Genomic DNA, 24,549 nt, shown 5'->3' on the forward strand with positions numbered 1-24,549 from the left:
AAATTGCACGGAACAGATGACGGCCTCGGCCGGCATCGCCAGGAGACCTGCCTCCCTGGCCGGCATGTGGCGGGCCTCCCTAATTCTGCTGTCCAAATCCTGTGCTATCGGCCCTGCAACCGCGGGCTACTTCGCCGTTCCGCCCAGCGGCCAGGCCCGGCTCAACTGCCCCCCGCAGTTGCCGGGCCGACCGATCCAATGGCGCACGCCGCCGCAATGCGAAAGAGCGGGAGAGATGCCGCAAGTGGCGCGGCTTGCCACAGGCGGACGAGAGAACTGGAACGTCGGTCGCTCGGGCGTGCGATCTAATTTCCGCCTAACTCATGCCACCTACCTTCGCGCATGATGCCGGAATTCGGCCATGCTTGCGAAACGGTGGCTTGCGATGTTTTCAGTGGTCGGACGCCCAGCCGCCGTCGTCACACATCTCATGATCGGTTTCGGCATCTGGTGCGGCCTTGGTGGCGCATCGCTCGCGGAGAATTATTTCGGCGGCAGCATCGGCTATGGCTTCGATGCGAAAGTGACGGGCGTCAAGGGAAACGAGAATACCAATTACCCCGATCCTCCAGATCCCATTGGTGGCTTTCCATTGCTGCGCGGCGCCTCCCTAACCGATCTCAGCCTGGGATCGACGCCCATCCTGGGATTCCGGCTTGGACATTTCTTCGAGAACACTCCGTGGTTCGGGCTGGAGGCGGCCTTGTCCTATTCCAGGCCCGAATTCAAGCACCAGCCTGTCACGCTCACCCATCCGGGGTTCGTCGATCTGATCGGCACGCCGAGCGTGACGGAAGAGCAGCTGCCGGCGAGATCCGGCGTCTTCCGCCTGGCAGTGGACGGCATCGCGCGCTACGGCGGCTGGGGAAGGATCACGCCCTACGTCGGAGCGGGTCCAGCCATGTTCATTTGGCATATTTCCGGAACCGGCCATTCCGGCATTACGGCCTTCGATCCTGTCGGCGTCTTCGGGCCGCGGATCGATGAGAACGTCGTGACCTGGGGAGCCGATCTGAAAGCCGGCATCGAGTACAAGATTGACGAGCAATGGGCGACCGGGCTGGAGTATCACTACGATTGGTCCCGGATGCATATCGACAACTTTCGCAGTCTTTCCCACGCCTCCGGCAACTTCAACAGCCAGGATATCGAGTTGACCTTGAGCCGTCGCTTTTGAACGGCAAGTGACGGCCTGCTCCCCGTGGCTGGACTGCGCCGCCCCGGCCTTCGACGGGGCGTGATAACGGGACGTCCCTGCGGGAAGCAGCCTCGGCCACGGGGACTCCCCGCCTCTCCACCTCTCTGGCCTCGCGAAACATAGCCGAGTATAGTAGCGGCCCCAAGAGGGCGGAGAACAGCATGAACCCTTACGGAAGCGCGGAGCGATCTCTGTCGAGGACCGTCGTCGCTCTGTCACTGGGCCTGCTATGGATGCTTCCGGGCGCCGCTTCCGCCGACGAGGTGACCTGTAGCGCGGTCAAGCGCGCCCTCGTCTCCGCCAATCTCGGCGTGATGCGCATCGAGCGCGGCCCGCTGTCGGTGACGCCGGTGCAGGCGTCGATCGCGATCGGCCAGATGACGGCGCTGGAGAACATCGCATCGGTGGCCTGCAGCCAGGCGGACCTCGACAAGATCGCAGCCGTGGTCACGCCTCGCGTCGAGGCCCTGCAGCGCCTGTTGCCGCTCGATCCGGCCGATGCTGGCGAACCCGGGGCGGCGGCACAAACGGAGCAGCCGCCTGTCGCCTCGGGCACGGGTGAAGCGGGCGCCGCCGGCACCGACGAGGCGGGTACCGGAGCCATGGCTTCGACGGGTTCTCCACCGCCGGTACCGCCGGAAAGGCCGGCCAACACCGACCGGGCGCCGCCTGCGCGCAACTCGGTCAGCGCCGCCAGTTGCACCCGCGTCTACTATACGAGGGATGGGCATCGCTTCTGGCGCTGCAAGCGATAGGTCCGACGCTCGCTTGCCGTCATTCGCGCTGCGGAACGCCGCGCCTCGGTCCGGATGCTCACGGCCACCGCTTCACCACCGTGAGTGCCGGGCAGCGCGCCCGCCAGATCTGCACCTCATAGTGATCCCCTCCAGCCAGCCCATCCTCGGATAGAGTGTCGAGGCCGCGATAGAGGGCGCGGACCGTAAAGTCGCCTGCCTCCACGCTGAAGGCAGCCAGGGCGCCGCCGGTGCATTCGTGCAGTTCGATCATCCCGGTGCTGACGAGCGGCGCCTCCACGATATGTTGCCACTGAACGGTGTCGAGGGCCGGCTCCCCATCCCAGATGCCAAGCTCGACCGGCACGTTCATGTTACGCACGGGACAGATCACCACCGCGCCTCCCGCAGCCTTGGCACGATTGGTCACGTCCTCGTCGGTCCACGTGGGCGGCGGCTGGCGGTCGGAGAGGTCGGGGTCCCACAGATAGAACTGATGATAGTCGGCGAAGACATCGAGGCGGCACCGATGCCGCGGCACGGGCGCATTCATCGCGGCTCCTACTTAACCGTCACCGCCACATCATAGGCCTGGTAACGGCTCGTATTTTCCAGCGTCGTCGCGTAGGAGCGCCAGGAGACGGTGAAATGGTCGGTCCCGCTGTAATTGCCCGCCGACTGATAGACGACCCAGGGCATGTTGACGGCGGTTCCCGCGCAGACGCCGAAGGACGCGGGCAGCTTGACGCCGGCCTTGGAGATGGAAACGGTGCCGTGCTGCGGTGCCTGCTCGATCTTGACGTCCTGGACCGGATAGATCGCACAGGTCTCGGGCGTCCAGGCGAACAGCGGCACCATGACGGTCGCCTTGCCTCGAGCGGCGGTACGCGTGAGGCTCCCCGCCGAGGCGCTGTCCGCGAGTGCGAGCGCCGTTGTCGCGGCGCAGGCCACGAGGAGCGAAAAAACTGCCAGCCTTGTCATGATTGCCATTCCCCCTATGACGGGTGCATCCGAGCATAATCAAAATATTTGTCAATAATGATTTTCTTCATACCCCAATGTTTTATAGTTTTCTTTCTAGAAAACAAAGAATAGGCAAATATCGATGGATCCACCCGTTCCATGGCGGCGGGGATGAGCGGCACGAGGCTGTGCGCAGGCGCCCGCCGCCCTTTGCCCTTCCCGTCGGCGGCGTCTAGGTTCTGGCAAACGCAACAGGATCAAGCCATCCCCATGTCCAACCCGCCAAAGGTTTCCCGCTTCGAAAGAGCCCTGCTGCCCGCGCTGGCGATCGCTCTGCTCCAGTCCTTCCCGGCCCCGGCCCAGCCCGTCACCGACAAGGCGGTCCTGCTGTTTCGCGACGCCTGCCTCGCCACCGCCCCTTCCTTCGAGAAGGCCATGGCCGCGGCGAAGAAATATGGCGTGAAGCCGCAGATGGATCTCGGCGCCAGTACGGTCGGCATGGCGCCGGACGGTGCCTTTTCGTTGCAGGTGCGCGGTCGAAAGGAGTGCGCGGTCACGGCCGAGAGCAGTCCCGGCCCGGATGTCGCGGAACAGTTCCGCAGCGTGGTCGCGCAGGCAGCCGGCGTCTCCGCCGCCAGCCTCGCCGGTGCGGACCCCATCAAGGTCACGCTGCGCGGCCAGACTTATGTGCTGCGCCACGACCGCAAGGGCGGCGAAGCCTATGTGATCATGGCCGCCGCAGGGCTGTGACCGCCTCGCGGCGAGCCGCGACGTCGAGCCATCACGGCGTCGCCGCCTCATAGATGAAGAGGGTCGACTTGTCGTCGTCGGGCATGAAATATCCCCGCAGACCGCCTGCCGTTGCCTCGATGAAGGCCGGGTTCTGGGTCATGGGCAGGCCCGAAGGCGCCCACAGTTCGAGCGGCACCTGCCAGAGCGGGCGGTTGTCCCGGAGATCGACGAGTTCGAGCCCGCCCAGGCGGAATTGCGGTGCATCCGGCGCGGTGCGATAGGCGTTGAGGCCCGAGCAGAGCATCCGGCTGCCGCCGACGAAATGGCAGTCCTGGTAATCTATGTATTGGGCGGGATTCAAAACGCGCAGCGCCTCCGGCTTCGCGTCCGCATGGACGACCTTGCCATCGGCGCCAAGCGGCCATGCATAGAAGCGGCGGGAACCCCAGCTGACGCCATGCAGCGTATTGCTGCCGGTGTCATGCACGATGCCGCCGATATGGTCGTTGAAGCGGAAGACCTCCGTGGCCTGCATCGTGGCTGGGTCGACCCGATAGATGATCGACTGGCTGTTGGGCCTGTATTCGGCCGCGGGAACCCACAGATACCTGCCGTCATAGTCGATGCCGCCGGGATGATAGATGCTCCCCTCGCCCAGCTCAAGGTCGGCGAGCAGCCGACCATCTTTGCCGAACTTGAACAGATGCCCCTCGCCCTCGCCGGCGTCACGGTCCAGCCCGTTCCGCGGCGCATCATATTTCGTGGTCGGCTTGATGATGTTGACCGAGGAGACGAAGAAATCCTCCCCGATCCTCACCATGCCCTGCGGATGAAAGGTCGGGAAGGCTATGGGGATGGCCGCCACCTGTTTCCACACGGTACCGCGGGTGAGTTTCATCACCCGCTCGGCCACGCCTCCCTCCCCGGCCGCAACCGGCAGCACGCCGGCCAGGAGAAGCATGAGTGCGGCAAGAGTTCTCACGATCATCGGCGACCTCCCAGGGTTGTTCCCCCTTAGGGCGGTAGGTTGACAGCCATGTGACCCGTGCCGTGACGACCTCCCGGGAGGCAAAGCATCGAATACCGACCTCCAGCGCCCCCATCCCAATCCGGGAAGGACACTTAATCCACATTAGTTGCGAGTGTTACCAATTATGCAACATGAGATAATTATATGATTTACATATATTGTTTGAAGCACTGGAATAATTTGCTATACTTAAAAATAAAACAAAAAATCACCAGATCTACGCGAATAACTACCAATGTCACGCTCAATTCGTACGACGGTACGCATATTCAATGTGGGCGGATCACGGAATTCCGTCTGCCGACCTGAAACCGCGGGCCGAACACGGGGGGGTGCACATGGATCAGAAGGCCGATACCGGGAAGAATGCGAGCACGCCGGGCGTCCGCCTGGGCAGCGAGGATCGGAGGGCTCTTTATGCCACCGCCCGCTTCCTCGGCCGGGAGACGCTGGAAAACCTCAATCTGCGCATCCCCTTCCACGTCTATTTCAAGGATCCGAGCCTGCAGACGAAGCTGCCCGGCGAGGAAATGGACACCGATTTCCGGGTTCCGTGGGAGCCCGGCATCACCAGCGGGCCCACCAGCGCACGCTTCGCCGTGGTCGATTTCGACGGCGGCACCGGAACGCTGAACGACCCCGCGGAATGGAAACCAAAGGAAAACGCCTTCTACTACAAAGGCAGCAAGCTGGACCAGGGCGCGAAGGATAAGATGCAGTTCCACCAGGTCAGCGCCTGGGCGGTGGCACAGAACGCCCTCGATTTCTTCGAAAGCAGTTGGGCGCTGGGCCGCCGCATCCTCTGGGGCTTCGAGGGCAACAGGCTGATCATCGTTCCCCATGCGGGCTACGGGCAGAACGCCTATTACGACCGCAAGAGCAAGTCCCTGCAGTTCTATTATTTCGACGATGCCGAGACGGGCCAACGCGTGCAGACCTGCCTGTCCACGGATATCGTGAGCCATGAATTCGGACATGCGGTGCTGGACGGCATCCGCCCATACTATCTCGAGGCTGTTTCGCCGCAGACCGCCGCCTTCCACGAATTCATGGGCGATCTCACGGCCATCCTGCTGGTCTTCCGCAACAACTCGTTCCGCAAGGAACTCATCGCACAGATCGGCACCGACCTCAGCGGCCAGAGCATGCTCTCGAACATCGCGCCCCAGTTCGGCAAGGCGACCCAGGACCGTCCCTACCTGCGCAGCGCCACCAACAACCTCACCATGAAGGACCTGGAAGGCGACCGGGAGCCGCACCGCCTGTCCCAGGTGATGACCGGCGCGATGTTCGACATCTTGATCGCCATCTCGCAGCAGTACTTCCAGCGTTCGGACGATCCCGCCACCGGCGAACAGCGCAAGGTCGGCGCTGCCGATGCCTTCTGGTGGACCATCCAGCGCATGCAGGTGATGGCGATCCAGCCGCTGGACCTGCTGCCGCCCGTCGAAGTCACCTTCCGCGACTACGCGCTGGCGGTCCTGCGAACCGAGCAGATCAACAACCCCACCGATCCGCAGGGCTACCGCGCGCAGATGGTCGAGATCTTCATCAGGCGGGGCATCCTCGATGAGGCCGACAGGGAAGTGCTGCTCAGGCCCGCGGTGGTGTTCGAGCGGCTGGACGTCGACGTCTTCCACGATGTCAGGCAGCTCGCGACGTCGCGCGCATCCGCCTACCGCTTCCTCGACGACAACAGGGCAAAGCTCTTCATTCCCCGCCGCGCCGACATCATCGTGTCCGACGTGTTCACCGCCGAGAAATACGATCGCTATGGCCAGCGCCAGCCCCGGCAGATCCTGATCCAGTATGTCTGGCGCGAGGACCTGCCGCTCAGCGATCCCCAGTTCGGGCGTTTCCAGGGGCAGACCACCAGCCTGCTCTGCGGCGGCACGCTCGCCTTCAATGAGAACGGCAATATCCTGGCCTGGGCGCGCAAGCCCGGCTCGGAGAGCTTCGACGGAGCCGAGGAAGGACATACGGCCAAATGGAAGGCCGAGCTTGAGACCGGCAGGGCGAGGCGCCGCGACTATCTTGGTGCACTTGCGCTGCGCATCAGGGCGGGATTGGTGGGAGACGGCGTCACCAGCGGCCTCGGCCTCATAGAGAAGAACATCCCGCCGCTGACGGCGCGCGAGGTCGATGGGCTGCTGCGCTTCGAACTCAGCCCGCACTTCGCCATCCACGACCATGACGACGATGAAAAGCTGGGAGAGCGCCAATGGCAGATAAGCTCCTGATCCGCGCCTTCGATGTCGGCCTGGGCGATTGCATCTATTGCCGCATCCCGGGTGCCAGGCAGGCCGATGGCAGGTCCGACGACTTCCACATGCTGGTCGACTGCGGCTCCTGGAGCGGCATGGCCTATCTGGAGACGGCCCTGAAGCATCTGGCGGAGATCCTGCCCGATGCGGGCGACGGGCGGAAGAGGCTCGATCTCATCGTCGTCACCCACGAACACAAGGATCACATCGCCGGCTTCGATCCCAAGCTCTTCGCGCCCTTCCGCATCGGCGCGATCTGGATGAACGCCGCCATGGACCCCAATCATCCCAAGGCGGGGAAGACACGCAGCCTCCACGCCTTCGCCTCGGCGGCGATGCGCGGCGTGGCCGAACTTGGCCTGGCCCTCAGCCCGGAACTGGAGAACCTGGTCTCTTCCTTCTCCATCGACAATGACGGCGCCATGGAGGCCCTGCGCGTCTCGCTTCCGCAGGCCAGCGGCATCCAGCCCACCTACGTCCATGCGGGACAGAGCAGCGACGATCCCGAGCTCAAGCTGGGCCTCGCGGGGGCTACCATCCGCGTCCTCGCGCCCGAGTTCGATATCGACCACTACTACCTGGGCAAGGAAGCCGATCCCACCCTCCAGCGGCTCGCCGCCGCCGCGCCCTCGGCTGAGGACTTCGCCGCCAGGTTGACCAGCTCCTTCGCCGAACCCGCACTGCCGGGCAACATCAGCGCTTCGGACTTCCGCCAGCTGCGTTCCAACATGATGTCGGGCGCCCTCGCCTTCGCGGAACTCTCCAGCAAGGTCACAAACAATACGAGCGTGGTGTTGCGCATCGAATGGCAGGGCAAGCGGCTGCTATTCGTCGGCGACGCCGAATGGGATACGCGTTTCGCCGAGGGCAAGTCCAACGGCTCGTGGAACGTGATGTGGAACAAGCGCCGCGCCCTTCTTCAGGACGGCGTGGACTTCCTGAAGATCGGCCACCACGGCAGCGAGAACGCCACTCCCTGGAAGGACAACGGGGAGGCCCCCAGGACGGAGGCGGCCGATATCCTCGATGCCATCCTGCCATTGCCGGCGGACGGTGCGCCCCCTGCCGCCCAGGCCGTGGTGTCGACCGAGAGAGGCAAGTACAAGCCCATCCCGCGCTGCGCGTTGCTGGTGGAGATCGGCAGGAGGGTGCGGGGCACGCGCAACTACAAGGACCTCTTCGCCAGCGACGGCACGGATATCCTCGCGCAGTCGCGCTTCAGGTCGCTGGAGGAACCCTGGTTCGGCACCCCTCAGCCGCTAAGGACCGATTTCGAGCGTGCGCTCAAGGGTCCCGGTTATGTGGACATCGAAGTGTAGACGGAGGAACCGGACCGTGGCGCGCGATGGGTCCGGTCGCGGGGGAGGAACTCATGCCGGGCAACACGTTCTCATCGATCTCGCTCGATCCGAAGGACTATGAAAACCTGGACTTTCCCTCCTTCCTGGCCTTCATCTACCAAAAGCTCGAAGCACTTGGCTCCGAACGGGCGGATTACTACAAGGGACTTCGGGAGAAGAGCACGAACTGGGTCAACGGTTCGCGCAAGTTCCTGGCTTTCGCCGGCGCCGCGGCCTTTCTCCTGACCGCCATCGCGACCTGCCTGCGCTTTGTCCCCGAGGCATTCGGGGGCAGCCTGAGGGATTACGACAAGGGTCTGCTCTTCCTCGTGCTGCTCATCTATGCGGTGATGGGGGCCGTCACCTTCTACGAACGCGGCACGGACCAGACCAATGCCTATTTCAGGCACATCACCGTCGTGCTCGGCATCCGCGACCTGTGGAGCAGGTTCCAGTTCGAATTGCTCAAGGAACTGACGGCGCTGCGCAATGGCGGTGACAGCGAGGATGGGCGCAAGGTTGCGCGCGAGCATATCGTCGCCCTGGCCCAAGGCTTCAACAATGACCTGGACAAGCTCGCGACCGATGAGCTGACGGATTGGCGCACCGCCTTTCTCGCCTCGCTCTCGGAGCTCGGCGAAGCGGCGAAGAACGGCAGCCAGGCGGTCAGCACCCAGATGGAGCAGTTGCTCGCCTCCGCCCAGAAAGCGGCGGCCGATGCGACGGCTGCTGCGAAAGCCGCCGAGGATGCCCGCAGGCCCGGATATCTCAATATCGAGATTTCGGGCGACTTCGATGGCGAGGCGGTCATCCTTGTCGACGGCGCCGAGGCCGCACGCGGGCCGGGCCGCAAGACGACTGTTGGGCCGTTGACGGCAGGCATCCACGCCGTTGCGGCCAGGGCGAGCAAGGACGCCAGGGCGTTGGAAACCTCTGTCACCCTGGACGTGAAGCCCGGAATCCAGGACCTGGCGCTCGCGTTCTAGAGCGTTTTGTGTTTCGACGGAATCGGCAAAACGCAAAGACGCGTCGAAAAACAAAGAGTTAGAGAAAAGCGGCGTTTCTACCTAGACGCGCTTTGCTCTAGGGTATTTCACAGTCGAATCTTCGCGCCGGAGTGGCCTGGGCTATCGCCTGGCATTGAAGGCCCTGCCAGCGCATTTGCCCTTCGGACGGAATCGTCATGAATCGCAAAATACCGGTGATTTCCGGATGTCTGGCTGGACGCGCGGTTCGGCTTGGCCGCATTTTTTGCTCAAGAAACGCGCTCAATAGATCGTCTGCTTCAATCGCTCCGGATAGGCCATGTCATAGGCGAGGCCATCGAAGGTTCCCTTGGTGATGGCGCCCAGCATCTCGCCCATGGAAGGCAGCGCCGAGCGCGGGATCTGGGTGGCGGGATCCCAGAGCTTCGAGCGCACCAGCGCCTTCTGGCATTGGGGATAGACCTCCTTCACCGTGACGATGAGGATGCTGCGCGGCGCCTTGCCCTCCATGGTGAAGCTGGCGCAAAGCTCCGGGTCCGTCGAGATGACGGCCCGGCCGATGACGCGCATCGTCTCGCCTATGCCGGGAATGAGGAAGAGCAGGTGGACGCGAGGGTCCGTCACGATGTTGCGCAGGGAATCCAGCCGGTTGTTGCCGCGCCGGTCGGGGATCAGCAGCGTCCTGGCGTCTGCCACGCGCACGAAGCCGGGAGGATCGCCGCGCGGCGAGCAGTCGACCCCTGCGGGGCCGACGGTCGCCAGCAACAGGAATGGCGAGGCCTCGATGAAGGCGCGATAATGATCGGAGATGTGATCCAGAACCTTGATGTTGGCGGCGGGCGACACCGGATCGGCATAGAGAGCTTCGAGCTCGGCGATCGAGGTAATGAGCGACATGGCGGTCTCCGTTCTAGGCAGGAACCTAGTGCCGACTGCTATTGCGGACAATGGGACGCAGGGAGTTTCGCCCTCTCAATAGATCGACCACATTCCAGGCGTGGCCAACTCGAGCATATGGCCGTCGGAATCTCGGAAATAGATGCTCCTCCCGCCGGCCGGCCAGTCGACGCGGCCCTCGATCGCGACCTCGTGCCGGGCGAGCCGCTCTTCCCAAGCGGCAAGTTCGTCCGCCGAGATGGCGAAGCAGACATGAATGCGGCCCGTGGCGTCATGGCCCGGGATCAGGCCATTGGGCATGACCATGTCTTCCCCCGATGCGCCGCGCTTGAAGACCAGGAGGACATTGGAGCCGCCGACGTCGTAGACATAGAGGCGCTCAAGCTTCAGCAGCGCCTCCAGCCCCAGCACCACCTCATAGAAACGCGCGGCGCGGTCGAGATCCTCGACATAGATGGATGTCTCGATGATGCGATTGAGACGCGGCATGGCTTCCTCGCTGTCGTGGAGACCAACGCAGGGGCGGAAGTGCGGTTCCTCCCGGCGGGCCTTGGATCACTGCAGGCCTGGCGGCGGACGGCGTCAAGCCCCCTGCGATATCCTCCCGTCTGCCGACACGAACCGGGCATGATGCGCAGGTTGTAAGGCGGCGCGAACTCCGCTTGTATGGCCGGCGTCCACAAGAGGCCCGGCCTGGAGCGCAATTCGATTCCATGGAAGCGCATCGTGCTCCCAGGCCGCGTCTCATCGCATCCTTGAGGCAAGCCCGCATATGCCTGGCCTGAAGGCGCCACGACAAAGGGAGGTTTCATGTCGTCCATCGTGATCGCGCAGGGAGGCGGCCCGACCGCCGTCATCAACCAGACGCTGTGCGGGGCCATCGTGGCTGCCCGCCGGCACGATCCTTCCCTGCGCATCCTCGGTGCGCGCCATGGCGTGAGGGGCCTGACCCGGGGCGATCTCGTCGACCTTGCGCAATTGTCGGAGTCGGATCTGCAGCGTCTTGCCCACACGCCCAATTCGGGGCTCGGCTCGACGCGCGACAAGCCGGACGCCAACTATTGCGAGAGCATCCTGGCCGCCCTGCAGAAGGCCGAGGCGCGGGCCTTCGTCTATATCGGCGGCAACGACACGGCGGGCACGCTGGAGATCCTGCGCAGGCAGTCGACCGGTTCCTGCAGCTTCGTGCATGCGCCCAAGACCATCGACAACGACCTGATGGAAAACGACCACGTCCCCGGCTTCATCTCGGCGGCCACCTTCGTCGCCAATGCCTTCGTGAGCGTCGACCTCGATTTCCGCGCCATGCCGGGGATCTACGTCGGAATCGTCATGGGCCGCCACGCCGGCTTCCTCAGCGCTGCCGCCGCCGGCTGGCAGCAATCGCGGGACGATGCGCCGCATCTGATCTATTCGCCCGAGAAGCCCTTCTCCGTGGCGCAGTTCCTGGACGATGTCGATGCCGTGTACACGCGCATCGGGCGCTGCGTGGTTTCGATGTCGGAAGGCGTGCAGGACGAGGCCGGCCGCCCGCTGGCCGAGGCGCTGGCGGCGGGCTCGGTGGAGCGCGATGCCCACGGCAACCTCCAGCTTTCGGGAGGCGATCTCGGCATCGAGATCCAGCGGGCGCTCAAGGAGCGCTTCCCCAAGGCCCGAGCCCGCGTGGATACCTTCGGCTATCTGCCGCGCGGCTATCTCGGCGTGATCGACGAGACGGACGCCAAGGAGGCGTTCGAAGCCGGCGCCTTCGCCGCGCAGAGCGCCTTCACGGCCGGAAGCGGCTCGGTGGTGCTGCATTACGATGGTCACCATACGGCGCCCCGCATCGTGGCGCTCGACCGGGTCGCCGGACGCACCCGTCATATGCCGGACGGCTTCTTCGACGGCGCGAGTGCCATCTCCGAGGAAGGCCGCCGCTATTTCAAACGCCTCCTGCCCCGGCGTGCGGATATCTTCACGCCGTTCGTGTGAGCGGAAGCGGGGCAGGCTGCGGCCAGCGATCGAGGGCTTCGCGCCCCTTGGGCGTCAGGCCGTAGATGCCCTTCTCCACGCGCTCGAACCAGCCATAGACGTTGCTCTGCAGGATCTTCGGAGCATCCGGCACCAGCCTGACGACATCGCGCCGGCGCAACGGGCCTTCGGCCATGGCGGCGGCACAGGCGAGCGCCTGCTGCCGGTAGGCGGTCATCTGAGGCACGCGCGTGGAACCGCCTGTCACGGGATCGCCCTGGCGCTTGCGATGTTCCGACAGCAGGCGCGAGCGCCGCCTGGGTTCGCGGCGCGGAAACGGTGCCTCGGGTGTAACGATGATCGAGACCTCGCCCTGGTCCGAGACGCCGAGCAGGCCGAAGCCGAGGCGACGGCAAAGGTTGCGGAAGCGCTTGTCGCTTTCCCTCCCCTTGCCGCGCACCGAGACCCGCGCGGCAAGCCAGACCTCGTCGCAGGCGGCAGCCCGGTCTACGCCCTGCAGCACGAGTTCGAGGTTGAAGCTCTGCTTGAGCTCGCAGACGACGAGCACCGGCGGCTCCCCGTCGCCGAGTGCCAGGACATCGCAGCCCCCGATTTCACCTTTCACTGTGAAATCAAGAGCTTCCAGAAAGTTTTTGATCGGGAGATATAGCGAAGTTTCCAGGATGTGGCTCCGATCGGCGGGACTTCAGACCTGCCTTGTGTCGTTTCATTCAGTCTCACGGCCACGCAAGTCCGAAGAGCCTGCCTCATCAGCGGCGGCAGATGGGCAGGCGCCCCCTTTTTGTCATGCCCGGTCTTGCCCCGGGGATCAAGGCGCCGCCTCGCCGGGAACCAGCCCGGCAATGACGGAAGCAAACTTGCCGCGATTTTCTCGGTCAAGCACCGCGAACCCGCTTCCCTACTGCAGCCCCACCGGATCCACGATCCCGGACTTGCAACCCGGATCCGTCGGCGAGGCTCCGGCGATCAGGCCGGCGAGAGGGGCGTCATCGGTCACGTCGCCGCGCAGGCCGATGGTCAGCTCGACGATGATGCGCCGGTTGCCGTCGCGCTTACAGGCGACGCGCACGCGATCCCCCGCGCCATCGCCGAAGCCCTGGTCGAAGGCCTGGCGGATGTCGCTGGTCTCGATCTCCTTGCCGATATTGTCTGCGAAGAGCTTCTGCACCGGAGAATTGTTGATCTGGCCGATAAGCGCCACTTCCCGCCGGAAATAGGCATCGGCCGACTTCTCGAAGAAGCAGGTGCCGTGCTCGGTCCACTCATGACGTTCCAGGAAGGAGGCCGTCCCCGGCATGGCCTGTTCGAGGGCGGTGCGGGTAGCGGGCGCGAGTTCCGGCTCGGGCAGGTCTTCCCAGCGATGGGCCTTGTCGGCCTCGACATCCTGTTGCGGCACGCCGCAATAGGCATTGCCGCGCGGCTGCGGCCAGAGGCCGTGCAAGGTGAAATGGGTGGCGTCATAGCGGTCGGGCGTCTGCGTCTTGCATTCGGTCTTGCCTGGCAAGCCCTCGCAGAAAGCCGCCTGCCAGCTGATGGCGAAGACGTAGGACGCCCCCCGGCCGCCGCCGGCCGGCGTGTTGCCTCCCTGCTTGCCCGGCGCGGATTGCGAAGGCTGGGACGGCGCGGGCGCAACCACACCGCCGCCCTCCCCCTTCACCTCGCCGCAGCCAACCGGCACCCAACGCTCGGCAGGCTGGGCGGCATCGACCTCGACGCGATAGTAGGTCGGATCGGGCTTGTTGGCCGACAGCAGCCTGTAGCTCTGCTCCGGCGTGAGCTTCACCTCGCCTGGATTGGTCTGCTTGCGGATCGACAGAACGGCGGGGCAAGCCTGATGGGCAGTGAACATGCCGCTCATGGGCTCATCGGCATGAGCGGCCAGGGGCATCAAAGTCGACAAGGCGAAGGCCGCCAGCCATTTCCTGTTCATTCGATCCTCCCGTCGCGGTCGCGGAAATCCACGTCCATCCCGTCCATGCGTCAAGGAATAAAGCATGGAGCTGAACACAAACCTACCGTATGGGTAGGACATGATCGTGAAAGAAGCGTTGGTGCCCGGGGTCTGCCCTCCAGGGATTGCCGGGGCCTGTCGGGCTCAGGCGGGCACCGGGCAGCGCATCGGTTCTCCGGCGAGGGCGCGGCGGATTTCCTCGGCGGCGAGCGCCTGAAGACGATCGATCGAGGCATCGGAATACCAGGCGGCGTGGGGCGAAAGCTGCAGCCGCGGTGCACGCCGGAGCACGTGATCCTCCGGCAGGGGCTCCCTGTCGAAGACATCGAGTGCAGCGCCACCGAGACGTCCGCTGCGCAGAGCCTCCGCGAGAGCAGCGGCATCGATGAGATCGCCACGGGCCGTATTGACGATCATCGCGTGGGGCTTCATGCGCGCGAGCGTGGACGCGTTGACGATGCCGCGGGTCACCGGGCTCGAAGGAGCGTGCAGCGCCAGAGCATCGACATAGGCAAACAGCCCATCAGTCGTCGCGGCCTTCCGAGCACCCAGAGTCGCGGCATCCGCCTCGGACAACGCCGGATCGAAGACGATGAAGGCGAAGCCGAAGGGCCGCAATCGCTCCATGACCGCCCGACCGATACGGCCGAGCCCCAGGAAGCCCACCGTGGAGTCCCGGAAAGGCCGCATCGGCTTGCACACCGCCACGGCTGCCCATTCGCCTGCCCGGACGCTGGCATCGAGGGCGGCAAGCTTGCGCAGGCCCGCCAAGAGCAACGTGGCCGTGTGGTCGGCCACCTCGTCGGTGCAATAGTCGGGAACATAGGCGACCTCGATGCCGAGTTCGAGCGCCGCCTTCACATCGATATTGTCATAGCCGACGCCGTAGCGGATGACGCGGGCACCGGGTGCCAGACCCTCCAGCGCCACCCTCGTCATCGGTGCGAACTGGACCAGGGCAACGTCGGCATCCCTGACCGCCCTGGCTACGGCTTCCGCATCTCGGCACTGATGGGCGGCAAAGCGGGCAGCTCCGGACGCGGCCTCCTCGTGCTGCAGGGACGGAAAGGTATAGTCGGTAACGACGACGAGACGGTCGTTCTCGGACATGGCGATCCTCCGTCCGGTTTGGAGCTTCGATTCCACGGCCACACCGGCATACCGATGTGGCGAGGTCGACATTCTTGAGACGTTGCGTCCTCGGGAGGCGGCCTGCGCGGTCATGCCGGCAGGGCCGGAAGCCCTGCCGCCGTCCTGAAGCCGTCCGTCCGGATGTCGATTTCCTGCCCGGCATAGTCGTCGCTCGCCGCCGAGCAGAGGAAGGCGATCGCCTCGGCAGGCTCCTCGACGGGCGCCAGCGAGGCACGCGGCAGGCGACTGACCGGATTGAGGCCGGAGGCCCGGATCTCCGCCTGCATGCCCGTATCCACCACGCCAGGTGCGAAGCCGAAGGCCTTGATGCCGAGGTCGCCGTATTCGAGCGCTATGGAGCGCGTCAGCATGGCGAGCCCGGCCTTGGCAGCACAGTAGGCGCTCCAGCCCTCCAGCGGGCGATGGGCGGCGCCCGAGGACAGGTTGACGATGCGCCCCCGGCCTGCCTCCACCATCGCCGGCAGCACGGCCCGCGCCGCGAAGGCGGCCCCCACCAGGGTCGTGCGGATCGAGGCGGCGAAGGCCTCTGGATCAAGCGTGTCGAGACGCCCGATCGGCGCGACGACGCCGGCGTTGTTGACGAGCGCCGTCGCGGGGCCGAAGCGGTGGCCGGTCTCCAGCACGAGGCGGGCGACATCCTCGCTGCGCGAGACGTCGCAGCCTACGGCAAGAACCTGGGCACTCGGGATGGAGCTTGCAACGGCTTCGGCATCCTCAAGTCTACGAGCGGATATAACGACCTGCGCACCGCATGCCGCGAGGAGGCGCGCGGCGGCGGCGCCGATACCCCTGCCGGCTCCGGTGACGATGACGGTTTCTGCCGCGAGATCCCACGCCATCGTCTCAATCCATGTGCCATTGCAGGGGAAGCAGGAAAGGGAAGCCGCGCTGCTCGTCGATCTCGATCTTCATGATCGACGCCATATGGCTTCCCCAGCGCGCATTCACCGGATCCTCCCTGAGGGCGTCGATGGTGCTCTGCAGGTCGTCCGTCTCGAAATAGCCGAACAGCGTCAGGCCGTGGCGGAAGATGTTGTAATTGCGCACACCGGCCTTGCGCAGCGCCTCCAGCATCTCCGGCCAGATCTCGTCATGGCGCTTCTTGTAGTCGTCCTCATAGCCCGGACGGACTTCGAGGACCCAGGCGTGATGGCTCATCGGGCGTCGCTCCCTAGGGATGTGGGTTTGGCATGAAAAGGGGCAGCATGAACCGGCACTCCCGGAGCCGCAGGCGTCTCATTCTACCCGCCCCTCCAGATAGTCATGCACGATCCGCCCCGGCACGAGGGTGAAGTCAGCGCGCCAGTGCAGGCCGTCGAGCATGTCGACCACGGGCAGGCGATGGATCGGCGCCTGCGCATTCGGGCGCAGTTCCACCGTGTTCGGCCCGCCCCAGCATTCGTGCACGGTGACGCCCGACAGCCTGCGCGCCGTAAGCTGGCGGATGGCCGGGCGGCCGTCGATATGATCGACCGCCTTGAGGTTGATGTTCTCGGCGAAGTCGAAATGCCGGTTGAGGCTCTCCACGCTGTCGGGCTGCTGCTTGGTCGGCAGCGTGCCGGTGAGGATGTCGATGCCGTTTCGCTCCACCACGCCGACGATGAGATCACTCCGCACCTCCAGCCTGGGATTGCCGAGCTTCTTCGGTTGGCCATGCACCTCGCGGCCATGCACCACGCCTACATCGGAGGACAGAAAGAGATAGGGCGAGTAGGAGCCGGCGATGTCCGTGCCCGGAAGGCGGCAGCCTATGGAGACATTGCTCTCCCCATAGGCACCCAGCCATTCCACATCGTTCATGCGATAGATATGGGCCAGCACCACGTCCGATGTCGGCGCCAGGGGCGGAGGCAACAGGCGCGCCACGGCGGCCTCCGTCGTGCGCCAGGCAAGCGTCAGCACCTCGACATTGCGGAAGGTGAACGGAAAGGGAGGCACCATCGGCGCGTCCCAGGGCGTCGAGAAACCGGGCGAGACGATGTCCTCGATGGTGAGACGGTCGAGTCCGCCCCGGCGCAGATCCTTGCCGCTCATGCCGGCCCTCCCGTGAAGCGCTCCTCCACCGGCGGCGCCATGCCATAACCGACGAAGCCGCCGGTGACGTTGATCATCTCGCCCGTCACGAAGGAGGCAGCGGGCGAAACCACCCAGGAGACGGCCGCCGCCACGTCCTCCGGCCGGCACCAGCGTCCGACGGGAATCGTCTTGATCACCTGGGCCTCGAATGCCTCCCAGCTCATGCCGAGCATCGCCGCCTTCTCGCGGAACTGCTTCTCCATGCCGGTACCAGGTCCCACATGCCCCGGCGCCACGGCGTTGACGGTGACGCCGTAGCCCGCGAGTTCGACGGCAAGGCATTGCGTGAGGCCCCAGAGGGCGTTCTTCGAGGCGATATAGGCCGAGGAATAGGGATTGCCGGAACCGAGCCGCGTGGTGAGATTGACGATGCGCCCACGTCCTGCCCGCATCATCGGCCGGGCGCCGGCACGGCAGGTCAGGAACGGTCCGCGGGCATTGACGCGCTGTATGCGGTCCCACTCCTCCGGATCTGTGTCGACGAGCAGCTTCTGGATATGGATGCCGGCGGCGTTGACCAGCACGTCGAGGCGGCCATGCCGGCTTTCGACGGCCGCGAAAGCGGCCTCCACCGATGCGGGGTCGGTGATGTCGATCTCGACGCCTTCCGAAGCCCTCTCGCCTGCCCTGGCCGGTGCAGCTTCCCGGTCGGCGCAAACGACATGGAAACCATCCTCGCCAAGCTTGCGCACGATGGCGGCACCGATGCCGCCGAGGCCGCCCACGACGATTGCGATTTCTCCGCTCATGACAGCCATGCCCTTACCTGGTCGCGCAGCACGATCGTTTCGGTGAGCACGTCGTCATGAAGCGTGTCCATGTAGTCCTGGTGGACATATTCGAGCGACAGTCGTCCGCCATAGCCCGCGTCCCGCAAGGTGGCGAGCTGCGCCTCGAAATTTATGGTGCCCTGATGCACCTTGGTCTGCAGCGCGCCGGGCTTGGCCTGCCGCAGATGCACATGGGCGGCGTGCGGGGCAAGCACGTCGATTTCGTCCTGCCGCCAGCCCATGCAGACGAAATGGGCATAGTCGAGCGTGAGCTTGAGGCCCGGCACCGCCCCCATGAGATCGAGCACCAGCTGCGGGCTTTCGAGATAGGAATGCACATGCGGCTCGATGGTGAGCTGCACGCCCTGCTCCAAGGCAAGCGGCAGCAGGCGGCGCAGGCTCTCGGCCGATTCCCTCAAAGCCTCGGCCCGCCCCTGTCCTGGATTGCACACGCCCGGCAGCACGAAGATGGTCGGGATGCCCGCATCCTTGCAGAAGCCGGCGACGATCCTGAGATCCGCCTCGTTTGCCTGGCGGTTGGCCGGATTGGCGAGGTTGCGGTCCGATAGGGTGGAACCGAACAGATGATAGAAGTTCGGCAGGTCGATGCCGAGGCCGCGCAGGCGCTCCGCCGTCCTGGCGGGATTGGCGAGAAGCTCGGCCTTGTCCAGGGCCGGCCCGTAGAAGTAGCCGATGTCGAGCGCACCGATGCCGAGTGCCTTGGAGATGGCGGCCGCCTCGTCGAGGCTGCAGGCCCGTAGCGACCAGGAAGCCAGGGAAAGTTCCATCGTCATCAAACAGCCTCCATGCGGCCCGAGGCCGCCGAGCGATAGAGAGCGTCGAGCACCTCCACCGCGCGCATGCCGGTATGCCCCGGCGAGCGGTTCGCCACGGGGCGCCCAAGGCAGAGATCGACAAGGGTTGCAAGCGGCGCCTCGCAGCTGTAGCCCCCCTCGCCCGGCGCCATCGGCACCACCGTGTCCCGCCCATCGCGGCGCCGCACTTCCAGGCGCTCTCGCTCGATGTCGAGCAGGAGCATGCCTTCCGAACCGAAGAGGCGCAGGTCGATCTGGAAGCCGCGGTGCTTAGGCACGGTCGCCGCGCCGGAGATCGCCGCGGTTGCCCCGTTGACGAAACGCAGCACGGCGGAGTCGTAGTAGTCGACCCCGGCCGAAGACTTCCCCGTCGCGGCAAAGACTTCCGAGGCTTCGAGTTCGGTGATGCGGAAGAACAGGCCCAGCGCATGCACGAGCTGGCCCCAACCGTAACCGCCGGCCCTTTTCGGATCGGCCCAGGTGGAAGCCGGCGGGCGGAACATGTGGCCCTCGGTCTCCTGCATGGGCCGGCCTGCAAACAGGTCCTCCAGCGCGGAGGCCATCTGCAGGACCGCGTGCTGGACCTCGCCGATCTCGCCGTCCTGCACCAGTTCACGGGCTTTCTCTGCCCAGTCCTTGAAGTTCCAGCCCGTTGGAACGATGATCTCGCGTCGCGCGTCGATGGCCCGGCGCACCAGGTCGCGTGCATCCCCGGCACTCGTCGTCAGCGGCTTTTCCACCACGACGTGGCAGCCTCGCGCCAAGGCTGCCGCGGCATGTTCGTGATGGAAAGTGTGGGGCGAAGCGATGACCACGCCATCCATCGGCACTTCGTCCAGCATCCGCCGCCAGTCCTCGAAGCCGAGGGGGATGTCGAAGGCCTGTTGCAGTTCCTTCAGTTCCTCGGTGCCGAAGCGATTGACCGCCACGATCTCGCAATCGGGATTGGCCTTCAGCACCGGAATGTGATTCACGGCCGCCCACCAGCCGGCCCCGATCACGCCGATGCGCGCTTTCCTCGTCATTGATCCTTCTCCATGGCGTCGACGGTGGAGCGATGGACGTTGTCGAGATGACTGGCCACCGCCCTGGAGGCCGCTTCCCCATCCCGTTTTTCGAGCGCAGCCACGATCACCTCATGGTCGGCGAGGGATTGCCGGAGCACGCCCGGCGTCTCGGAGGCGACGCGGCGATATTCCGCGCCCAGCAGATAGAGGGAGCTCGCGGTGCGCACCATGAAGGGATTGCCCGTAGCCTCCATGATGATCGTATGGAACGTCAGGTCGGAAGCGCGGAAGCTCAGCGGGTCGTAGAGAAGGTCGCGCTGGATCGTCACCTGCTGCTTCAGCCGGAGCAGATCGGGAGCCGAAATACGCTCGGCGGCAAGGCGGGCGATGCCGGTATCGACGAGCTGGCGGATCTCGTAGAGCGCGTCGATGTTCTCGGCGTTGAGGGTGAGCAGGAATTGCAGCGGCCCAAGCAGGTCAGAGGCATCGAGCGGCGAGACATAGATGCCATAGCCCTGCCTGACCCTGATCACGCCGAGGATCTGCAGGCCGCGGATCGCCTCGCGCACGCTGGGACGGCTCACCTGCATCATCGCGGCGAGTTCACGCTCGGTCGGCAGCATGTCGCCCGGCTTGAGGTTGCGGGTCCGGATCAGGTCGAGCAGCTTCTTGGCCACCTGTTCGGCGATGGAACTGCGTTCGATCGGCAGGAATTCCTCGGGTTCCGCCATGTGCTAATCCCCCAGCGCATGGGTTCTGAACTGGTCGAGGCCGACGGCGAGCAGCAGGACCACCCCGCGCGTGATGTCCTGCCAGAAACTCGATATGCCGAGCAGTGTGAGGCCGTTGTTGAGCGTGCCGAGGATGAGGACGGCGAGCAGCGTGCCCCAGACGCTGCCCCGTCCGCCCATCAGCGAGGTGCCGCCGAGGATGATGGCGGCAATTACGGTAAGCAAATTCTGAGCTGCCGCAGCAGGGCCGGCCGCACCGAGCTGGGCTGCCAGAATGATCCCGGCACAGCCTCCCGACAGGGCCGAAAGCACGTAGAGGGTCATCAGGGTCCTCACCACCGGCACGCCGATCAGCCGCGAGGCCTCCGGATTGCCGCCGGTGGCATAGACGTAGCGCCCGAAACGGGTACGCGTCAGCACCAGCCACAGGATGAGGAAGGTGATGACCATCAGGATCAGGGGCACGGGAATGGTGAAGAGCCGGCCACTGCCGATCCAGTTGAAGCTGCCGATCATCAGCGGCTTGGTGAGGCCGCCGGTCAGCACGAGGGCCGAGCCTGATACGATCGACATCACCCCAAGCGTCACGATGAAGGGATTCATGCGCAGACGCGTGGTCAGGAGCCCGTTGAAGCAACCGATGGCGGCCGCCACCAGAAGTGCGCAGGCCGCCGCAAGCCAGATGTTCAGCCCGGCGCTGTAGAGCAGTGCGATCACCACGCCCGTGAGGCCCGCGACCGCAGCCACGGAGAGGTCGAGACCGCCGGCGATGATCAGCGGCGTGCCGAGCGCCGCCATCAGCCCCATATAGGCGACGGTCGCCCCGATGGTGAGCATGTTGCGCCAGTCGAGGAAGAAGGGCGAGAGCAGCGAGAAGGCCGCGATGATCAGGAGATAGAGCGCGAGCAGCACGGCCACGCCGGCCCAGGGCTTGGCGAGCATCGAAGACATCGTACCGGATTGCTGGGCCATGGGATCTCTCACGCGTCGTGGAAGGCTGGATCGGAACTGGTGGCTGCCATCAGCTCGGCCGGCCTGGCACCCCGGCCGAAGCTGCCGGCGATGCGGCCGCGGTCGAGCACGAGGGAGCGATCGGAAACGCCGGCCACTTCCTCGACATCCGAGGACAGCACGAACACGGCGAAGCCCCGGTCGGCGAGGTCGCGCAGCTTGGCATAGATCTCCCTGCGCGCACCGACATCGACCCCGCGCGTCGGTTCCTCGAGGATGAGGAGCTGGATACCGTCCACCAGCCAGCGGGCGATGCACACCTTCTGCTGGTTGCCGCCGGACAGCGTACGGATCTTCTGCTCCGGCCCGCGCGTGCGGATGCCCAACCCCTGTATCCAGTGCTTGGCCTGCTTTTCCTCGGCCGCGCGCGAGACATTGCCCCACCGCACGAAACGCTCCTGGAAGGGCAGGACGATGTTCTCCCGCACGGTGAGGTCCGCGATGATGCCTTCCTTCTTGCGCTCGGCCGCCACGAAGCCAGCGCCCGCCTGCTTGGCCTCCATCGGCGTGCGTGGGTTGAAAGGCTTGCCGGCGAGCGTCGCACTGCCTTGCTGCAGCGGGCCGAGCACGCCGAACAGGGCACGGCCCAATACCTCGACGCCCGAGCCCACCAGGCCGAACACCCCGAGAATCTCGCCGGCCCGGATCGAGAAGGAGATCTCCGAGAGCTCGCCGGGCACGGAAAGGCCTTTGACCTCAAGCACATCCGGCCCGAAGCTGTCTCCGGCCTTGGTGACATAGAGATCGCCGACCGCATTGCCGAGCATCGCGGTGAGCACCTCGTCGCGACTGGTATGGGCGGTAACGAACGAACCGGCGTTGCGCCCGTCCCGCAAAACCGCGATTGAATCAGAAATTTCAAAGACTTCCGAAAGATGGTGAGAAATGTAGATTACCGAGACCTGTTGCCGCTTGAGCCGGCGGATGATGCGAAAGATCATCTGCGCCTCCTGCTCGGTGAGGGCGGCGGTCGGCTCGTCCATGATCAGCACGGAGGCCTCCCCGGCCAGGGCGCGGGCAATCTCGACGATGCGCTGCTCGGCCACCGGCAATCGCTTGACCGGACTGTCCACGTCGATCGAGCCGAAGCCGAGCTGGTCGAGGAGTTCGCGCGAGCGCCGGCGCATGACCGCATCATCGACCACCGAAAATCCGAAGCTGCGTTTCATCGGCAGTTCGCCGAGGAAGATGTTCTCGGCCACGGTCATGTCGGGCATGATCGAGATTTCCTGCGGCAGCAGGCGGATGCCCGCCGCCACGGCCTGGCTCGGTGCGGTGAACATCACTTCCCGCCCGTCGACGAGGATCGAGCCACGGTCCCGGGAGTAGACACCGGTGAGTATCTTCATCAGCGTCGACTTGCCTGCCCCGTTCGAACCCAGGAGCGCCACCACCTCGCCCGGCTCGACCGTGAGGTCGGCCTGGGACAGCACGGGGACGCCGCCGAACGACTTCCCGATGTCCTGCATCTGCAATCGCGGAGTGCCGCTCGGCATGATGGTGCCCTCTCGGTTTGCCGCTCGTCGGAGTCAGGCCGGAAGATCTGCCTTGGAACTCGGCACCTCCGGCCTGTCCCCTTCTATCGGACGGCGACCGATACGCTCCTCAATCGCTCGGAATTAGGTTCTCGAAGCCCTTCAGGTCAGGCGACTGGCGCAGCGAAGCCAGGTGCTGCGTGAACTTGTCGGCCGGGAACTTGTAGTCGAACGTCTCGCCGGAGGTGCATTTCTGGTCGGTGTAGAACTTGCAGACATTGGCCTTGGTCACCATCACATGATTGACCAGCACCGTGTCCGGCGTCTTCTTGCCCGCGAGTTGCATCAGGGCGAGCGGAATGATGTAGTTGCCGTAGCGCTCGGGGAAATAGCCGACCGAGGCGATGAAGTCGGGTTCGTCCACGAGCGTCTGCGTCTCGTCCGCACCCATGCCGACGACCAGCGCATCGGCATCGCGGCCGGCCTGCTTGACAGCCTGCAGCATGCCGGTGGCGGCCTGGTCGTTGATGGCGGTGATGAGGATGGGCACGCCCGCCGGTATGCGGCCGAGCACGTTGTTCATCTGCGCAAAGCTCTCCTCGCGGGTATTCTTGGAGTCGATCTTGATGATCTGGCCTTGCGGGAAACCGTCGACGGCCGCCAGGAAGCCGGCCACCTGCCCGCCCGTGCGCATGGCGGGGATCGCCCCCGACTGCGGCAGTTCGCCGATCACGAGATAGCCCTGCTTCACCTTGTCGAGGCCGAACTTGGCGATGGCCGCCTGGCCCAGATAGGAGCCGCCCATGAAGCCCGAGCGCGGGTTGTTGGCACCGAAGAAGGTAGCACCGGGCATCGGAATGTCGATCGCCGTCACCTTGGTGTTGGCGTCGTTCATCTGCTGCATGATCGTGGCGCCGAAATTGGCGTCGGTCTGGAACTCGACGACGTAGTCGACGTTGCGCTGGATGAAGCTCTGCGCATTGGCCAGCGCGGTAGCCCCATCGAGGCGATTGTCCGCGACCTGCAAGTCGATGCCGGCCGCCTTGGCGTTGGCCACCAGCCCCTGTTCGACCTTCACGCAGAAGGCGATGTCGCGCTGGAGATTGGCAAAGCCGATCACGAAGGAGGTGCCGTTGCGGGGCTTTGAGACTGACGCCGCATCCTTGACCATGTCGGCGAGCTGCTGGGCGCTCGGAACGGATCCGTCCGCCTTTTCGGGGTCGAAACCATGGAAATCCTCAGCGGAGGCCGCCGGCGCCAGCAATGCCGACGACAACAGCAACGCACCGATAAGCACACCACGCCTGTTCATGCGCTTCATTGCTCCCTCCCAAGGGCTGTCAGTCTTGTCTTTTGGCCTGACCAATTATATTTCTTCAGCGATAACACGGCTTGCCAGGACTGCCAAGATCGAATGTCATCCCGTATGACCACGGCGAGAGTCCG

General features: G+C 64.9%; 25 protein-coding genes. 7 read left to right on the forward strand and 18 right to left on the reverse strand.

Features of this window, described 5'->3' with window-relative positions; translation table 11 throughout:
• Positions 1–361 precede the first annotated feature (361 nt).
• Positions 362–1,177 carry an outer membrane protein gene (locus tag AC6H34_RS00750; RefSeq protein WP_497537592.1) on the forward strand — a complete coding sequence of 272 codons (816 nt, stop codon included), beginning with the start codon at positions 362–364 and terminating at the stop codon, positions 1,175–1,177.
• 182 nt (positions 1,178–1,359) lie between these two features.
• Entirely contained in the window at positions 1,360–1,953 is a 594-nt protein-coding gene (locus AC6H34_RS00755; protein ID WP_497537593.1) for a hypothetical protein, read from the forward strand.
• Positions 1,954–2,011: 58 nt separating this feature from the next.
• On the opposite strand, the gene AC6H34_RS00760 is transcribed toward AC6H34_RS00755, so the two are convergent.
• Both AC6H34_RS00760 and AC6H34_RS00765 read right to left on the reverse strand, forming a co-directional pair.
• Positions 2,012–2,485: a hypothetical protein gene (locus AC6H34_RS00760; RefSeq protein WP_497537594.1), complete on the reverse strand. Its 474-nt coding sequence runs from the start codon at positions 2,483–2,485 to the stop codon at positions 2,012–2,014.
• An 8-nt stretch (positions 2,486–2,493) separates the two neighbouring features.
• Positions 2,494–2,913, reverse strand: a complete 420-nt coding sequence (locus tag AC6H34_RS00765; RefSeq protein ID WP_448146618.1) for a hypothetical protein — start codon at positions 2,911–2,913, stop codon at positions 2,494–2,496.
• A gap of 252 nt (positions 2,914–3,165) precedes the next feature.
• Between AC6H34_RS00765 and AC6H34_RS00770 the strand changes: the two genes are divergently transcribed.
• On the forward strand, positions 3,166–3,645 hold the full coding sequence (locus AC6H34_RS00770; RefSeq protein WP_497537595.1) for a hypothetical protein: 480 nt from the start codon (positions 3,166–3,168) through the stop codon (positions 3,643–3,645).
• Between the two features lie 31 nt (positions 3,646–3,676).
• Here the strand turns inward: AC6H34_RS00770 and AC6H34_RS00775 are convergent, their stop codons facing one another.
• Positions 3,677–4,615 carry a DUF6454 family protein gene (locus AC6H34_RS00775; protein WP_448146616.1) on the reverse strand — a complete coding sequence of 313 codons (939 nt, stop codon included), beginning with the start codon at positions 4,613–4,615 and terminating at the stop codon, positions 3,677–3,679.
• Positions 4,616–4,995: 380 nt separating this feature from the next.
• Here AC6H34_RS00775 and AC6H34_RS00780 point away from each other — a divergent pair, with 380 nt between their 5' ends.
• From AC6H34_RS00780 to AC6H34_RS00790, 3 genes are read left to right on the forward strand one after another with little or no spacing between them, the layout of a single operon-like run.
• The gene (locus AC6H34_RS00780; RefSeq protein ID WP_497537596.1) at positions 4,996–6,897 is read left to right on the forward strand and encodes a serine protease; all 1,902 of its coding nucleotides are present in this window, start codon (positions 4,996–4,998) and stop codon (positions 6,895–6,897) included.
• Positions 6,879–8,240 (forward strand): MBL fold metallo-hydrolase, encoded by a 1,362-nt coding sequence (locus AC6H34_RS00785; RefSeq protein WP_497537597.1) that lies wholly within the window; start codon positions 6,879–6,881, stop codon positions 8,238–8,240. The genes AC6H34_RS00780 and AC6H34_RS00785 overlap by 19 nt, the downstream gene beginning before the upstream one ends.
• Positions 8,241–8,293: 53 nt before the next feature.
• Positions 8,294–9,247, forward strand: coding sequence for a hypothetical protein (locus AC6H34_RS00790; RefSeq protein WP_448146613.1), 954 nt, complete (start codon positions 8,294–8,296; stop codon positions 9,245–9,247).
• Between the two features lie 282 nt (positions 9,248–9,529).
• Here the strand turns inward: AC6H34_RS00790 and AC6H34_RS00795 are convergent, their stop codons facing one another.
• Positions 9,530–10,144, reverse strand: a complete 615-nt coding sequence (locus tag AC6H34_RS00795) for a pyridoxamine 5'-phosphate oxidase family protein (protein ID WP_497537598.1) — start codon at positions 10,142–10,144, stop codon at positions 9,530–9,532.
• Between the two features lie 75 nt (positions 10,145–10,219).
• Positions 10,220–10,633, reverse strand: coding sequence for a VOC family protein (locus AC6H34_RS00800; protein ID WP_448146611.1), 414 nt, complete (start codon positions 10,631–10,633; stop codon positions 10,220–10,222).
• 321 nt (positions 10,634–10,954) lie between these two features.
• Here AC6H34_RS00800 and AC6H34_RS00805 point away from each other — a divergent pair, with 321 nt between their 5' ends.
• Positions 10,955–12,115 (forward strand): diphosphate--fructose-6-phosphate 1-phosphotransferase, encoded by a 1,161-nt coding sequence (locus tag AC6H34_RS00805; RefSeq protein WP_497537599.1) that lies wholly within the window; start codon positions 10,955–10,957, stop codon positions 12,113–12,115.
• Here AC6H34_RS00805 and AC6H34_RS00810 read toward each other — a convergent pair.
• From AC6H34_RS00810 to AC6H34_RS00870, 13 genes are all read right to left on the reverse strand, one after another.
• Positions 12,099–12,779 carry a DUF2161 domain-containing phosphodiesterase gene (locus AC6H34_RS00810; protein WP_497539831.1) on the reverse strand — a complete coding sequence of 227 codons (681 nt, stop codon included), beginning with the start codon at positions 12,777–12,779 and terminating at the stop codon, positions 12,099–12,101. The two genes, AC6H34_RS00805 and AC6H34_RS00810, sit on opposite strands and share 17 nt — an antisense overlap.
• 234 nt (positions 12,780–13,013) lie before the next feature.
• The gene (locus AC6H34_RS00815; RefSeq protein ID WP_497537600.1) at positions 13,014–14,045 is read right to left on the reverse strand and encodes a ribonuclease T2 family protein; all 1,032 of its coding nucleotides are present in this window, start codon (positions 14,043–14,045) and stop codon (positions 13,014–13,016) included.
• Positions 14,046–14,210: 165 nt separating this feature from the next.
• Positions 14,211–15,176, reverse strand: coding sequence for a C-terminal binding protein (locus AC6H34_RS00820; protein ID WP_497537601.1), 966 nt, complete (start codon positions 15,174–15,176; stop codon positions 14,211–14,213).
• Between the two features lie 110 nt (positions 15,177–15,286).
• Positions 15,287–16,057, reverse strand: a complete 771-nt coding sequence (locus AC6H34_RS00825) for an SDR family NAD(P)-dependent oxidoreductase (RefSeq protein ID WP_497537602.1) — start codon at positions 16,055–16,057, stop codon at positions 15,287–15,289.
• A gap of 4 nt (positions 16,058–16,061) precedes the next feature.
• Positions 16,062–16,376: an L-rhamnose mutarotase gene (locus tag AC6H34_RS00830; protein WP_497537603.1), complete on the reverse strand. Its 315-nt coding sequence runs from the start codon at positions 16,374–16,376 to the stop codon at positions 16,062–16,064.
• A 78-nt stretch (positions 16,377–16,454) separates the two neighbouring features.
• Positions 16,455–17,252 carry an acetoacetate decarboxylase family protein gene (locus AC6H34_RS00835; protein WP_497537604.1) on the reverse strand — a complete coding sequence of 266 codons (798 nt, stop codon included), beginning with the start codon at positions 17,250–17,252 and terminating at the stop codon, positions 16,455–16,457.
• Positions 17,249–18,052: an SDR family NAD(P)-dependent oxidoreductase gene (locus AC6H34_RS00840; RefSeq protein ID WP_497537605.1), complete on the reverse strand. Its 804-nt coding sequence runs from the start codon at positions 18,050–18,052 to the stop codon at positions 17,249–17,251. Before AC6H34_RS00840 ends, AC6H34_RS00835 begins: the two co-directional genes overlap by 4 nt.
• On the reverse strand, positions 18,040–18,858 hold the full coding sequence (locus tag AC6H34_RS00845) for a sugar phosphate isomerase/epimerase family protein (protein WP_448146603.1): 819 nt from the start codon (positions 18,856–18,858) through the stop codon (positions 18,040–18,042). The genes AC6H34_RS00840 and AC6H34_RS00845 overlap by 13 nt, the downstream gene beginning before the upstream one ends.
• Entirely contained in the window at positions 18,858–19,904 is a 1,047-nt protein-coding gene (locus AC6H34_RS00850; RefSeq protein WP_497537606.1) for a Gfo/Idh/MocA family protein, read from the reverse strand. Before AC6H34_RS00850 ends, AC6H34_RS00845 begins: the two co-directional genes overlap by 1 nt.
• Complete coding sequence (locus AC6H34_RS00855; protein ID WP_448146601.1) at positions 19,901–20,617, reverse strand: FadR/GntR family transcriptional regulator; 717 nt, start codon at positions 20,615–20,617, stop codon at positions 19,901–19,903. Before AC6H34_RS00855 ends, AC6H34_RS00850 begins: the two co-directional genes overlap by 4 nt.
• Positions 20,618–20,620: 3 nt before the next feature.
• A complete protein-coding gene (locus tag AC6H34_RS00860) occupies positions 20,621–21,589 on the reverse strand; it encodes an ABC transporter permease (protein WP_497537607.1) in 969 nt (322 codons plus the stop codon).
• Positions 21,590–21,597: 8 nt separating this feature from the next.
• On the reverse strand, positions 21,598–23,124 hold the full coding sequence (locus tag AC6H34_RS00865) for a sugar ABC transporter ATP-binding protein (RefSeq protein ID WP_497537608.1): 1,527 nt from the start codon (positions 23,122–23,124) through the stop codon (positions 21,598–21,600).
• 109 nt (positions 23,125–23,233) lie between these two features.
• On the reverse strand, positions 23,234–24,424 hold the full coding sequence (locus tag AC6H34_RS00870) for a sugar ABC transporter substrate-binding protein (protein WP_497537609.1): 1,191 nt from the start codon (positions 24,422–24,424) through the stop codon (positions 23,234–23,236).
• Positions 24,425–24,549 lie beyond the last annotated feature (125 nt).

The organism is Labrys sp. ALF-8, assembly GCF_059699065.1.